The 13,454-nt window shown below is 62.9% G+C and carries 12 protein-coding genes; 6 read left to right on the top strand and 6 right to left on the bottom strand.

The genetic code is table 11. The features are described 5' to 3' along the window. Together IEX64_RS19380 and IEX64_RS19375 are read right to left on the bottom strand one after the other, a co-directional pair. The gene (locus tag IEX64_RS19380) at nucleotides 1–1,401 is read right to left on the bottom strand and encodes an aromatic ring-hydroxylating oxygenase subunit alpha (protein WP_188822355.1); all 1,401 of its coding nucleotides are present in this window, start codon (nucleotides 1,399–1,401) and stop codon (nucleotides 1–3) included. 261 nt (nucleotides 1,402–1,662) lie between these two features. Continuing rightward, on the bottom strand, nucleotides 1,663–2,424 hold the full coding sequence (locus tag IEX64_RS19375; RefSeq protein ID WP_188822353.1) for an SDR family NAD(P)-dependent oxidoreductase: 762 nt from the start codon (nucleotides 2,422–2,424) through the stop codon (nucleotides 1,663–1,665). Nucleotides 2,425–2,583: 159 nt separating this feature from the next. On the opposite strand from IEX64_RS19375, the gene IEX64_RS19370 reads away from it, so the two are divergent. Both IEX64_RS19370 and IEX64_RS19365 read left to right on the top strand, forming a co-directional pair. Then, on the top strand, nucleotides 2,584–3,387 hold the full coding sequence (locus IEX64_RS19370; RefSeq protein ID WP_188822350.1) for an SDR family NAD(P)-dependent oxidoreductase: 804 nt from the start codon (nucleotides 2,584–2,586) through the stop codon (nucleotides 3,385–3,387). Between the two features lie 5 nt (nucleotides 3,388–3,392). After that, complete coding sequence (locus IEX64_RS19365; protein WP_188822348.1) at nucleotides 3,393–4,862, top strand: FAD-dependent oxidoreductase; 1,470 nt, start codon at nucleotides 3,393–3,395, stop codon at nucleotides 4,860–4,862. A 60-nt stretch (nucleotides 4,863–4,922) separates the two neighbouring features. On the opposite strand, the gene IEX64_RS19360 is transcribed toward IEX64_RS19365, so the two are convergent. Next, nucleotides 4,923–6,557 (bottom strand): AMP-binding protein, encoded by a 1,635-nt coding sequence (locus IEX64_RS19360; protein ID WP_188822346.1) that lies wholly within the window; start codon nucleotides 6,555–6,557, stop codon nucleotides 4,923–4,925. 183 nt (nucleotides 6,558–6,740) lie between these two features. Here IEX64_RS19360 and IEX64_RS19355 point away from each other — a divergent pair, with 183 nt between their 5' ends. Genes IEX64_RS19355 through IEX64_RS19345 form a run of 3 tightly spaced genes read left to right on the top strand, consistent with a single transcriptional unit; the run spans nucleotide 6,741 to nucleotide 9,054 of the window. Next, nucleotides 6,741–7,877 carry an aromatic ring-hydroxylating oxygenase subunit alpha gene (locus IEX64_RS19355; RefSeq protein WP_188822392.1) on the top strand — a complete coding sequence of 379 codons (1,137 nt, stop codon included), beginning with the start codon at nucleotides 6,741–6,743 and terminating at the stop codon, nucleotides 7,875–7,877. A 29-nt stretch (nucleotides 7,878–7,906) separates the two neighbouring features. Beyond that, on the top strand, nucleotides 7,907–8,698 hold the full coding sequence (locus IEX64_RS19350) for a sugar phosphate isomerase/epimerase family protein (protein WP_188822343.1): 792 nt from the start codon (nucleotides 7,907–7,909) through the stop codon (nucleotides 8,696–8,698). Then, nucleotides 8,695–9,054: an EthD domain-containing protein gene (locus IEX64_RS19345; protein ID WP_188822340.1), complete on the top strand. Its 360-nt coding sequence runs from the start codon at nucleotides 8,695–8,697 to the stop codon at nucleotides 9,052–9,054. The genes IEX64_RS19350 and IEX64_RS19345 overlap by 4 nt, the downstream gene beginning before the upstream one ends. Nucleotides 9,055–9,075: 21 nt before the next feature. Here IEX64_RS19345 and IEX64_RS19340 read toward each other — a convergent pair whose 3' ends face one another. The 3 genes from IEX64_RS19340 to IEX64_RS19330 form a co-directional block, all read right to left on the bottom strand. Next, entirely contained in the window at nucleotides 9,076–9,510 is a 435-nt protein-coding gene (locus tag IEX64_RS19340) for a nuclear transport factor 2 family protein (RefSeq protein WP_188822338.1), read from the bottom strand. Nucleotides 9,511–9,523: 13 nt separating this feature from the next. After that, the gene (locus tag IEX64_RS19335; protein ID WP_188822335.1) at nucleotides 9,524–10,210 is read right to left on the bottom strand and encodes an SDR family NAD(P)-dependent oxidoreductase; all 687 of its coding nucleotides are present in this window, start codon (nucleotides 10,208–10,210) and stop codon (nucleotides 9,524–9,526) included. A 149-nt stretch (nucleotides 10,211–10,359) separates the two neighbouring features. Then, nucleotides 10,360–11,037: a TetR/AcrR family transcriptional regulator gene (locus tag IEX64_RS19330; RefSeq protein WP_188822333.1), complete on the bottom strand. Its 678-nt coding sequence runs from the start codon at nucleotides 11,035–11,037 to the stop codon at nucleotides 10,360–10,362. 176 nt (nucleotides 11,038–11,213) lie between these two features. On the opposite strand from IEX64_RS19330, the gene IEX64_RS19325 reads away from it, so the two are divergent. Then, on the top strand, nucleotides 11,214–13,433 hold the full coding sequence (locus IEX64_RS19325) for a TonB-dependent receptor (RefSeq protein WP_188822331.1): 2,220 nt from the start codon (nucleotides 11,214–11,216) through the stop codon (nucleotides 13,431–13,433). Nucleotides 13,434–13,454 lie beyond the last annotated feature (21 nt).

The raw sequence follows: 13,454 nt of genomic DNA, 5'->3' as shown, positions 1-13,454 counted from the left end.
TCAATCGGCCAGGTACGTGTCGAGTGTCTGGTGAAAGTGGCGGATGCGCACTTCCTGATAGTCTCCCAGTTCCACGCTCTGGTTCTTCGAGACTTTCAGGCCTTCGTGGGTCAGTTCCATGTTGGACATGTCCTGATCGACCACGCCGCCCAGCACGCCGAGTTCGGGCGCGTCGGACCAGTCCTCGTCCTCACCCAGCATGTGCATCGGCACGCCCTTGGGGCGGGGCTCGCCTTCGGGTACGCGGGCGATTACGCGCACTTCCATCAGGCAGTGGTCCTGATCGGGCCAGGGCCGCCAGCGGTAGACGATGTTGGGCATGAACCCGCCCCACGGCGCGAAGTTCGGAAAGACGTTGTAGACCAGCGCGTCGAGCAGCTCGCTTTCCGAGATCTGCGAGTAGTCGCCGCCGAACATCTTCTGCGACGTGGCCCGCATCGCTTCACCGAGCGCCTGCCGCGCAGTCCGGCCCTCGGGTACCTCGACCGCACCGGCATCGTCCTCGCCATCGTAGTTGTCGGCGGAGCGGCCGTTGTACTTGCCGAACTCCTCGATGATCCACTGCTCGGAAAGCTTCTTTTCCGAGATGTGCGGGCTGACGACGCCGAAGGGCGTGTAGTTCACGTTCACATGGTCGGAAAGAACGTGATAGGCCGCGTTCGCATCGCCGGTGAAAGGCATGAGCTGCGGGTGCGTGACGTAGGCGTGGTAGCTTTCCATGAAGGCTTCCATGGTGATCTTCCAGTTGGCCTTCACGACCTTGCCGACCCACGCGACCGTCACGCATTCCTCGTGCTTCCAGCGCTTGAAGTACTCGGGCAGCGGGCTGAGGAATTCCTCCAGCGAGGAGCCTTCTTCGCTTTCGCGCACGAAAATGTAGCCCTGCCAGCGACCGACGCTGGCTTCGGGAAGCTGCATCTTCTCGTCGGAAAGATGGCCGAAGTCCCAGCGGCACGGGATGTTGCGCAGCGAACCGTCCGGGTTCCACGAAAAGCCGTGGAAGGGGCACAGGAACTGGTCCGCATTGCCATTGTTGGTGGCGAGCTTGCGGCCACGGTGAAGGCAGACATTGTGGAAGGCCTTCACTTCGCCGTCGGCCTGCCGCACGATCAGGTAGGAACGACCGGCGTTCTCATAGGTGACGTAGTCGCCCGGTTCGGGCAGATCCTCTTCGCGCGCGGCGAACTGCCACACGCGGGGCCACATGCGTTCATTCTCGAGCGCGAAGAATTCCGGATCGTAATAGCGCTTCGCATCGATCGGTTCGGAGCCGAGATAGCGGTACTGGTCCTGCGCGACGAAGTCCGGCGGTGCGATGTCGTCTGCAGCAAGAATGTCTTCCCAGCCCGGGCCGGGACAACGGGCGGGAAGGAAATCGTCGCGGGAATCGAAATCAGCCATTCTTGCCTCTCCGTTTCTTCGTTGGAGAGGAAATCTCACAAAGCCCGTTTCAGCGCTTGATCGAGGTCAAGAAAAGCGCCCATTCTGACCTGACATTTGTGATAGGAAGTGCAGCTTAAAGGCGGGATTGAAGTCAATAACAGGCACAATTGCCTTTTTCTGATTGGCGCCGGGCTTCTACCTAACAAAAAAAGCGGCGAGCCCAACCGGACCCGCCGCCAGATTCCCTGTGTGAGGGTGGGAAAAGGATCGATCAGTCGATCAGAATTGCACGCGCTTTGTGAAGGCGCCGTCGACCACGATGTTCGCGCCCGTCATCGCCTTGCAGGCAGGCGAGGCGGTGAAGACGATCGCGTTGGCCAGTTCCTCGCCGGTGGTCATGCGGCCAGCCGGAATGGCGCCGACGATCTGATCGAAGAACTCGGGCGCGCCTTCCTTGATCTGCGGCCAGGGGCCGTCCTCGGTCCAGACCGGGCCGGGGGTGATGCAGTTGGCGCGCACACCCTCTGCTGCCAGTGCCTGCGAGAGCGCCGCGCTGTAGTTGATCACCGCTGCCTTGAGCGCGTTGTAGGGCTGCACGCCCATGAATTCTTCCACGGCGCCGGTTGAGCTGATGCACACGATCGATCCGTCCTCGGACTTGGCGAGGAACGGGCGGGCAGCAGCGATGCCGCGGCGCATGGGGAGGATGTCGGTGCCCAGCACGGTTTCCCATGCGGCATCGGTGTCTTCGCCGGGATTGACCGAGGTGAAGCTGATGAAGATGTCGCAGCCGCCGAGCTCACCCGCTGCCTTCTCGACAAAGGCGGGAACGGTTTCCGCATCGGAAACGTCGAGCGCTTCGCCATAGGTCTTCACGCCGATCTTGGAGAGTTCGGCGACGACCTTGTCGACCTTGTCCTGGTTACGTCCGCAGATTGCGACGTCGCAGCCTTCCTTGGCCAGCGTGTGGGCGACCACGCGGCCGATGCCGCCGTTGGCGCCAAGCAGGATGGCTTTCTTGCCCTTCAATCCGAGATCCATTGATCAGTTCCTCTGCCGTTACCGGAATCGTGTTCCTGTTTCTTGCGAATGCTCCCTTTCAACCCTGGAGGCGAGCCGGACCACTACACTTTTGGTCAGGAATGAACGCATCCCTGCCGTGCTAGCCGTCCCTATCAGACAAAAAGACAGGAGAGCGACATGGCAAGATTGCAGGGAAAGCGCGCGGTCATTCTCGGCGCCAGCAGCCCGGACAACATGGGGCAGCACATCGCCACGCGGTTCCTCGATGAAGGGGCAAAGGTGCTTGTCTCGGGCCGCAAGGAAGGCCCGCTGGCCGACTTTGCCACGCAGCACGGATGCGAGTGGGCCGCGTGCGATATCATCGATCAGGCCAACGTCGATGCCTTCGCCGACGAGGCCGCGCGCAAGCTGGGCGGGATCGACATTGCCATCAACGCCACCGGCTGGGGCCTGCTCAAGCCGTTCCTCGACACCACGCACGAGGAACTCATGGCGATGACGATGCTGCAGTACGTCGGGCCGTTCCATTTCTATCAGGCCATGCTGCGCAAGATGATGCGGTCGGCGGGCGGGCAGGGCGGCTCGATCATCCAGATCAGCTCCGCTACGGCCACGATCATGCTCAACGATCATGCGGCCTACATGGGAACCAAGGCGGGCGCCGACCACGTAATCCGCTGCATCGCGCACGAGTTCGGCGCGGAAGGGGTGCGCGCCAACTCGATCTCGCCGGGCCTTACCGATACGCCGATGACCAATGACGCCAAGCAGGTCCCCGGCCTGTTCGACGCCTTTCTGGCCGGCTACCCGCTCGGCCGCATCGGCACCTCGGACGACATCGCTGCCGCTGCCGTTTTCCTCGCCAGCGACGAGTGCTTCATGACCGGAGAGAACCTGCAGGTGAACGGCGGGCTGACGCTGCGGCGCAATCCGATGAAGAGCGAGATCGACGCCGCCGTGGCCGCGGCGATGGAGGGCTGAACAGGATGAGTGCCGCCGAGATACCCGAAGTTGTTGCCGCGGCCGATGTCGCCCAGTGGGCGCGGGAGGTCGATGTCGTCGTCGCCGGGCAGGGCGTCGCCGGCACTTGCGCCGCGCTCGAGGCGCACCGTGCGGGCGCGGACGTGCTGATCGTCGAGCGCGCTTCGGGCGGCGGCGGGGCAAGCGCCATGTCGTCCGGCATCTTCTATCTGGGCGGAGGCACAGCGGTACAGGAAGCGGCGGGCTACGAGGACGACGCCGAGCAGATGGCCGCGTTCCTCATGGCCAGCTGCGACCCGCTCGATCCCAATGCAGCGCTTGCGTTCTGCAGGGACAGCAAGGCGCATTTCGACTGGCTGGAAGCGCAGGGCGTGCCGTTCGAACGCAGCTACTTCGGCGGCAAGGCGGTGTTCCTGCTGGATACCACTTGCCTGATGTGGACGGGCAACGAAAAGGCCTGGCCCTATCGCGAAGCGGCGCGACCGGCTCCGCGCGGGCACAAGGTGGCGGGCGCCGGCGAGAATGCGGGGGCAGCGGGCATGCAGCCGCTCATTCAGCGCTGCGAGGACGAGGGCATCGCCGCGATCTACGACAGCGCCGTGATCGCGCTGGTGAAGGACGACGACGGCCGAGTGGTCGGCGTCAAGGTCAAGCAGACCACCGGCACCTTCTTCGTCAAGGCCCGGCGCGGCGTGATCATCGCCTGCGGCAGCCACAACCTGTGCGAGCCGCTGCTGAAGGAACACCTGCCGCTCTTGAGCGAGACCAGCGAACCGCTGGCGATCCCCAGCAACGACGGCGCCGGTGTGCGGCTCGGCCTGTCGGCGGGCGCCCATGCGATCGCGATGGACGGGGTAATCCCAACGGCCTCGATCTATCCGCCCGCGCAGCTCATCAAGGGCATCATCGTCAACCGCAACGGCGAGTGTTTCGTGGCCGAGGACGTCTATCATGGCCGTCTGGCGAATTTCGTGATGGAGCAGCCGGGGCAGACGGCCTACCTGATCCTCGACGAGGAAATCTTCGCCTACCCCGAAAACCCGTTCAGCAATCATACGCTGGTCGACGGCTGGGAAACGATCGAGGAGATGGAAGCCGGGCTGGACCTGCCGACCGGTTCGCTGGTGCGGACCCTGGCGGACTACAATGCCGATGCCGAAAAAGGTGTCGACACGCGCTTTCACAAGCATCCCGACTGGATCAAGCCGCTCAACAAGGGTGCGTTTGCAGCGTTCGATATCAGCTTCGATAAGTCGAGCTATCTGTTCATCACGCTCGGCGGGATCAAGACCGACGAGGTCGGCCGCGCGCTCGACCTGAAGTCGAACGAGATACCCGGCCTTTATGTCGTGGGTGCCAGCGCGGCGCATATCCCGCGCTCGGGCAAGGCCTATGCCAGCGGCCTCAGTCTCGGGCCGGGCAGCTATTTCGGCCGCCGCGCGGGTGCCCACGCTGCCGGAGCGAACTGGATCTGAAGCACTTCCTGGGGAGGAAGGGCGGCGGCGGTATCGAAAGGTGCCGCCGCCGATTTCGTTTCAGGCTTCGGCGGCTTCCACCAGAGCCTTCACGTCGGCGCGCAACTGGTCCTTGCGGACCTTGCCCGAAGCCGTACGCGGGAAGTCCTCGCGAAACTCGAAGCGTTCCGGGATTTTCTGCTTGGCAAGGCCGCTGGCTGCCACATGTGCCGCCAGATCCTGTGCAGACGGCGCCGCTCCCTCGGCCAGAATATAGGCGCATACACCTTCGCCGAGACGAGCGTGCGGCATGGCGACTACGGCTGCTTCGCGCACCTGCGGGTGGCCGTGCAGCACGTCCTCTATTTCCTTGGCGGAGATATTCTCGCCGCCGCGAATGATAAGGTCCTTCTTGCGGCCGGTAATCGTGATCGCGCCTTCCGGACTGCGCACGCCGAGATCGCCGGTACGGAAATAGCCGTCGGTCGTGATCGCTTCACGGCTCTGCGCCTCGTCTGCATAGCCCAGCATCATCCCCGGGCCGCGCGCGAGGATTTCGCCTTCCTGGCCATCGGGCAGGTCGCGGTCCTCATAGTCGACGATCCGCACGCCATAGTCGACGATGGCGCCATCGGTTGTGGCCGCTAGGGTTTCGACGTTGGGCCAACCGAAAGTGACCAGCGGAACTTCCGAAGCACCGAAGACGCGAAAGGCGCGGCAGTTGGCGAACGCGGCATTGGCGGCAGGGATCAGGTCGTTGGGTACGGCTGCACCACCGCAGGCGAAGAAGCGGAAGCTTGGCAGGGGATTGCCTGCCTTGCGCGCTGCCGCAGCCAGCTCGACTAGGAACGGGGTCGCCGCCACTGTGCCGACGAGCTGGTGCCGGTCGATCAGCGCGAGTGCTTCCTCGGCATTCCAGCTTTCCATCAGCACAGTGCGCGTGCCGCAGATGAACGGGGCTTCGAGGCCGTTCGCGTATCCCGAGACATGGGTGACCGGGGAAGGCATAAGCGTGGCCTCACCGGGGGCAATACCCCAGTAGTCGCCGCTTTCCCGAAGGATGCGGGCAATCGAGACGTGGCTGTGCAGCACGCCCTTGGGCCTGCCGGTCGTGCCCGAGGTATAAAGCACCATCTTCACGCCGAGCGGGTCGACCTTGGGCCGCGCAAAGGACATGTCGCGTCCTTCGGCGATCAGCGCGGCATAATCATCCGGCCCCTCACCGCGTACGGTGAAGACATGATCCAGCTCGGGCAGGTTCGCCCGAATGCGAGTCGCCATTGCCGCGAAGTCATATTTGCGGAATGTGGATGCCACGAAGAAGGCCTTGGCGCCGCAGTCCCCCAGCATCAGGGTGACTTCATGGTCCCGGTAGATAGGCACGATCGGGTTGACGACCAGCCCGGACATGGCTGCGGCGGTGTTGATCACCATGGCCTCGCGCCAGTTGGGAACCTGAAAGGCGATCACGTCGCCCGGTCGCAGCCCACGGGCGTGCATCGCTGCGGACAAGGCTTCGGCATCGGCCACGATCTGTGCCCGCGAGACCTGCTCATCGCCCTCGATCAGGGCTACGAAACCCGGATCGGCCTCGGCAAGCGCGGTTGCCTGCTCGGCGATGGTGCGTTCGTCCCACACGCCGGTGCCGGCATAGGCGGCCAGATGCGGCGGTGGTATCTCAAGCCATGCCCAAGGTGGGCTTTTCCTCTCCGTCATGCCGCATGAGTGCCCTTGATCGATAGGCTAGGCCAACTGTCCAAAGTGCCAAGATTGCCGAAGGAACTAGCACCTTGTTCAGCTTGCCGCCAATCGGCCGTTCGCCCAGACTTGCCTTCGAAAAATCAAATCCGGGAGAAGACCGTGGACCGCTTGAAGCAGCTTGGCGACGTCGCAGAAATCATGCTCGACTACGTCGAGAACAAGAAGACCTTCCAGACCGACAAGCCGCTGCGGGTGCCGTCGAAGACCTATACCGACAAAGACCAGTTCAATGCCGAGATGGAGCTTGTGTTCAAGCGTACGCCGCTGATGCTGGCATTTACCGCTGAGTTGCCCAATCCCGGCGATTACAAGGCGATGGAAGCGGTCGGCATGCCGGTGCTGATCAACCGCGACAAGCAGGGCAAGGTCCGCGCCTTTCTCAACGTCTGTTCGCACCGCGGCGCGCCGGTCGCCGAAGGCAAGGGCAACTGCGCCCGCTTTACCTGCAAGTACCACTCCTGGACGTTCGGGGCAGACGGCAAGCTGATCGGCATTGCGGAGGCGAGTACGTTCGGCGATGTCGACAAGTCGCAGATGGGGCTGCGCGAGCTGCCGTGCGAAGAACGCGCGGGCATGATCTTCGTGTGTCTCACGCCCAACGCACCGATGAACCTCGATACCTACTTCCGGGGCTATCTTGAGGACTTCGAGGCGCTGGATTTTGCCAACTGGACCTATCTCGGCAACCGCACGATCGAGGGCGCCAACTGGAAAATCGCCTTCGACGGCTATCTGGAAGGCTATCACTTCAAGTCGCTGCATCCGGACACGATCTTTCCGCGAACGCCCTCGAATACCACGCATTACGAGGGCTTCGGCCCGAACATGCGTATCGGCTTTCCGCAGCACACCATTGCCGAGCAGCTCAAGGACGTGCCGCGCGAGAAGTGGGGCGAGTGCGAGAATGAAGGCTACGACTTCGTGCGCATCTTCTTCCCGAACGTGTCCATTTTCGTAGCGCCCGAGATCACCCAGGTCGCGCAGCTGTTCCCGGGGCCGACGCCCGACAAGAACCGCACGGTGCTCAACTACCTGCGCCGCGAGCCGGTGAAGGACGATGCCGACCGCGAGGCCGTGGAAGCGGCGATGAACTTCTTCCGCGACGTCACGTACGAGGAAGACTACGTGATCGGCATGCAGATCCAGAAGGGGCTGGAATCCGGTGCGCATGACGAACTGGTGTTCGGCCGTAACGAGCGCGGCAACCAGTTCTTCCACGAATGGCTGAACTGGTATCTCGAAGACGATCCTTCGACGCCCGAACCGAAGATGTGATCCTGAAACGCGAGCCGGGAGAGGGCCGCATGCACAAGCTTTCGCTGGCATCGGGCGTGTTGCCCGAATTCGGCGCCGTCGACGTCGTCGAGGCGGGGAGAGCGGCGGGATACGACGCGGTCGGCCTCTGGGTCGAACCGTCCGAGTGGACGGCGCAGACAACCCGCGAGACCCGCGCGGCGCTGAATGGCACCGGGCTGCCGGTGCTCGATGTCGAGGTCATCTGGATCAAGCCCGATTCCGCGCTCGACGATCATCGCAAGGTGATCGATGTCGGGGCGGAACTGGGCGCGGCCAACGTGCTATGCGTTTCGTCCGATCCCGATCACGGCGCTACGGCCGACAAGCTGGCGGCGCTGTGTCGGCATGCGGAGGGTTCGGGGATGCGCGTCGCGCTGGAGTTCGGGATATTCACCGAAGTGAAGGACCTGAGGCAGGCGCTCGCCATTCTCGATCGGGTCGGCCATCCCTTGCGGGCTGTGTTGATCGATCCGATCCACGTCGACCGCTCGGGCACGAGCATCGACCAGATTGCGGCGATCGATCGGGCGCTGCTGCCCTACGCGCAGATCTGCGATGCGCGCGGCGAAAGGCCGGAGCCGGCGGACTTCGATGCCGTAATCACCGATGCCATCGATTTGCGCGAACAGTGCGGCGAGGGCGTCCTGCCGCTGGCCGCGATGGTAGCGGCGCTGCCCGAGAATATCCCGCTTTCCATCGAGCTTCGCAGCGCGGCCCTGCGAGAGGCGTTTGCGCATCCCGCGCTTCGGGCCAGGGCGGTGCTCGATGCAACGCGCAGTTGGTTGGACGGGCTGACGTGACGGTTACGGGCATTTCGCTGCTCAAGCGCAGGGCAGGCATGAGCCGGGAAGACTTCCGCGCCTATTACGAGAACAATCACCGTCTCATCGGCGAGAAAGTCCTGGCCGGATACGCCACGCGCTATGCCCGCCGATTCATCGAACCTGCCGACGGTATCGATCAGGAGCAGGATTTCGACGTGATCCTGGAAATCGACTTTCCCGACGCGGCCACGCGCGATGCGTGCTTTGCCGCGATGGGCGATCCGGCGACAATGGCGACGATCGTCGAGGATGAGGAAAAGCTGTTCGATCGCAGCCGGATGCGGACTTTCAGCGTCTCAGAAAGTCGGTCGGAGATGCCGCCGCTCGGCTGATGCGAGCGGCGGCGTGCTGTTTCAGTCGTTGAGGACCGAGCGATAGGCGCGGCGGGTGAAGAGCCATTGTCCGTCACGCTTTTCCAGTTCGTCGTCGTAGCGGCCGGTTGTGCGCGTGCGCTTGCCGGTGTCGGGATCGTCGTAGATCTCGATGGTGTACGCGACGGTCTTCGCCCGGTTGCCCTCGATCTCGATGGCCCCCGGCTGCATGAAGTAGATCATCGGCTTCGACATCTCTTCGAGCCCGTAGCGCTTCATGGATTCGGTCCAGGCGTCGACGATCGTTTCCTTGCCGTCGAATCCGCCGAGGTCGGGGTATTCGGGCAATTCCCAGTAGGCATCTTCAGCCCAGATCGAGCCCCACAGCTCGGGGTCCCTGGTCATCACGCCGTGGGCGTGGGTATCCATCAGTTCGCGGATCGCGAGGCGGTCGTCGACGGGTCCGGTAAAGGCCATGATCTGCGTCTCCTTACCAGTCGTGCTTTTCGCCGTTCCACTTGAAGAACTCGCCGGTGTCCTCGAGCTTCCAGCCTTCGGCGAGCGCGATGATCTGATTGGCGCTGTCTTCCGGCGTGATCTCGGCATCGGGGCCGCCCATGTCGGTCTGGACGTAGCCCGGATGGATCAGCCCGACGACGATTCCGCGATCCTTCAGGTCGATGGCCACGGAGCGCATCATGCGGTTGAGCCCGGCCTTGGTGGCGACATAGGGATAGAATCCGCCGTAGGGCCAGGTCGAGGCGGCGAGCTGGCTGGAGAAGTTCATTACCTTGCTGCCCGCGCTCATGCGCGGCAGGAACGCGGCCAGCACGCGTAGCGGCCCCTTGAGCATGATCTCGATGGCGTCGTCGAAATCTTTCCAGTCCACCTTGTCGAGCTGCGGCGCCATTTCGCCGACGATACCTGCCACGTTGTAAAGCAGGTCGATCGGCCCATCGCCGGTCGCGGCTGCCCCGGCCTGCACGGATTCGTCGCTGCCGACGTCCATGGTATGGACCGTCAGCTTGCCATCGGAGCCTGCCGCCAGGTCATTGAGCGCCTCGGAACCGGCAGGGTTGCGGACGAGCGCATAGACGCGGTCCCCCTTGGCCAGATGCTGCCTGGCGAGTTCCAATGCGATACCGCGACCGGCGCCGGTGATTGCCACGTTGGCCATGGGATTCCTTTCTAGGGTCCTCTCGTCGAACCTGTGGCTCCGCCGCGTGCCGGCAGGCCGGATTCGATCTTCGTCTTGGGGCGAAGTCTGAAAGACGCGGGCGGCGCAGGCTACCTGTCACTTGTGAGAGCAACCCTGAGCTCCCGGCGTCAGCGATTCTCGTAAAGCTCCTGCATGGTACGGGCGGCAAAGCGCTGCAGGCGCTCCATGCGTTCGGGCGAGCCGAACATGGGGCCGTGCAGCAGCATGCCCATGTGGATCGCGCTGGTAAAATCGTTCGCGAGCTTCAGCAGATCCCAGTGGTCTTGCCACTGCGGGAAAGCCTCGATCATCTCGCTGGTCCACACCTCGTCGTAGCGGCGGGCGGCGGGATCGAAGATGGCCGCAAGCTCGGTGTCGGTGCGGGCGGCGACGGTCAGTTCCAGCCAGGCGGCATAGTCGCGGGTCTGGACGGAACGCCAGTGCGCGGCACAGGCGAGTTCGATCAGCGGCTCGTCCTTGCGCTGCTCCACGGCCTCGAAATAGTCGGCAAGGAAGGTGCGCATGCGGTGATAGACGACATGGTCGACGACGGCGGCGACGAGTTCCATGCGCGTCTGGAAGTGATGGTGCATCGCCCCGCGTGAAACGCCCGATCGCGCAGCCACTGCGGCCGTGGTCAGGCCGGGATAGCCATTCTCGACAAGGCAATCGACCGCGGCCGAGACCAGCCTTTCGCGCATTTTCGCGCTTTTGCGCTGCTGCCATTTCGCCGGCGGTTCGGTTTCGTGGGCGGGCTGCAGGGCGCTGAGCACCCGGTCCCGAATGGCTGTCGTCTGGCTTTGCATGGCTTCCCAAATCCTACTCGGCCGCTTGCGCGACTACCTAGCCAAATTCGCAGGTGGGCCGGAAGCGCACAAGCTAGCATAAAAACCGGCAGATGAGTCGGTTTATTCGAAACCGGCAGAAGAAGGTCGCGCCGGACAGCAAGATCCGGACGATCGGGAGAGGGGAGAGCCTGGGGATGAAGACCGCGCCGAAGAACTATCTGTCGTACCTGCTTGCCGGCACCTGCATGGCGGTGTCCGCACCTGCGCTTGCGCAGGAACAGGGCGCGCAGGGTTCGGCTACAGGAGGGCTGAAAGAGATCGTCGTGACAGCGCAGAAGCAGGCGCAAAGCCAGCAGGACGTGCCGATCTCGGTAACGGCTGTCACTGGGGAGATGCTTCAGGAAGCGCAGGTCAACAACATTGCGGACATGTCCAACTCGATCCCCAATGTGCAGATCAATACCTTTTCGAACTCGCCCGATTCCGCCGTCTTCACCATCCGCGGCGTCGGTGTGAACGACGCCGACCCTTATGTCGGCACGACCGTTTCGGTCGTTGTTGATGGTGTGGTTGTCGGTGTGAACACGGCTGCGCTGCTCTCGCTGTTCGATATCGATCGGGTGGAAGTGCTGCGCGGGCCGCAGGGAACGCTGTTCGGCGCGAATACCACCGGCGGCGTCATCAATGTCGTGACCAAGCAGCCCACCGGGGTGATGGGCGGCGAATTCGAGGCGGTCTACGGCAACTACAACCACCTCGAACTCAATGCGGCGCTGAACTTTCCGATCACCGATAACCTTTCGGGCAAGATCTCGATGCTGCACAATTCGATGGACGGCTATTTCCGTAACTATGCGGACAATCGCCGTATCGGCGAACGCAACATTACCACGCTGCGCGGTTACCTGAAGTACGAGCAGGGCGACTACGACGCGACGCTGATCGGCCAGTACGTGCGCAGCCGCAACGGATCGCAGACCGGCGTTATCGTGGCCGGGCCGGGCGAACTGTTCTATGTGCCCGGCCAGACCGACAACCCCTTCGATTTCAAGCGCGGGCTCAGCTACGATCAGCCGGACGCCAACGATCGCGATTCCTATGCGGCCACCTTTACCCAGAACCTGACGACGGGGATTGGCGATCTCACCTCGATCACGGCCTATCGCGAATACGACAACGATCTCTATTCGGACGATGATGCGACCACCAATGTGTGGCTGCAGACCCACCGCCGCATCAAGCATCACCAGTTCAGCCAGGAACTGCGCGATCTCGTCGATCTGAGCGATACCACCCGGCTGATTCTGGGCGGTTATTATTTCCGTCAGCACTATACGCTTGACCAGCAGGGCAAGCTCGACGGATTCCTTCCGGGACTCGGCCAGCCGCAGACGCAGGAGCAGACCAACTGGTCACTCTCCGGTTTCGCGCAGCTCTATCAGGATATCACCGATAACCTGCGCCTGCAGGCGGGCATTCGCTACAGCCACGAAAAGACCGAAGCCACCTCGACGACGGCCAACACCTTCAATGCTTCGGGTCAGTCGACCTTCAACGATCCCGTCATTCCGGGCAGCCTGATCGTCGCCAGCGGCAAGAAGTCGTGGGACAACGTGGGCTGGAAAGTGGGGCTCGACTACAAGATCAACCCGGACGTGATGCTCTACGGCTACTACGCCCGCGGCTTCAAGTCGGGCGGTTTTACCGGTCGCATCGCCATTGCGCAGGACATCGGGCCCTACAATCCGGAAACGCTCGATACCATTGAGGCCGGCTTCAAGGCGGACCTGCTTGATCGTCACCTGCGCGTGAACCTGGCCGCGTTCTACAACTGGTACTCCGACATGCAGGTGGTCCAGAACATCACCTATCCCTCGGGCGCGAATTCGGCCTCGATCGCCAATGCCGGCAGTGCCCGGACCAAGGGCTTCGAACTCGAAGTGAGTGCGGTTCCTGTTTACGGCCTGACGCTGACCGGATCGCTCGCCTACCTCGACGCCAAGTACAAGGAATACGACACGCAGGTCCTCGACCCGGCGACGGGCGGTCTTGTGCCCGCGTCCTATGCCGGCAACAGCCTTATGAACTCGCCGAAGTGGAATGCCGCGTTCGGGGTGAACTGGAAGCAGCCGGTGGGCAGTGGCACGCTGAGCACTAACGCCCAGTACAGCTACACCAGCTCCAAGTTCACCAGCTACACCAACCTTCCGGTCGAGCGCGTCGGTCCGGTGGAACTGGTGAATGCCAGCATGAACTGGGGCCCGGACGATGCCGGATGGAAAATAGGAGCGTTTGCGCGCAATCTGTTCAACGAAAAATACTTCAACCAGAAGCTGAGTCTGGCCGGGATCGGCACGCTAGCCTCGCTCGGTGCGCCGCGCGAATATGGCGTCAACTTCCGGTACAGCTTCTGAGAATGAACGGGAGAGGACGGG

This window comes from Novosphingobium indicum (assembly GCF_014645195.1).
In the GTDB taxonomy this organism is placed as follows: Bacteria; Pseudomonadota; Alphaproteobacteria; order Sphingomonadales; family Sphingomonadaceae; genus Novosphingobium; species Novosphingobium indicum.
Note: the sequence above shows the minus strand (reverse complement) of the source record. Positions and strands in the feature narration are given on the sequence as shown.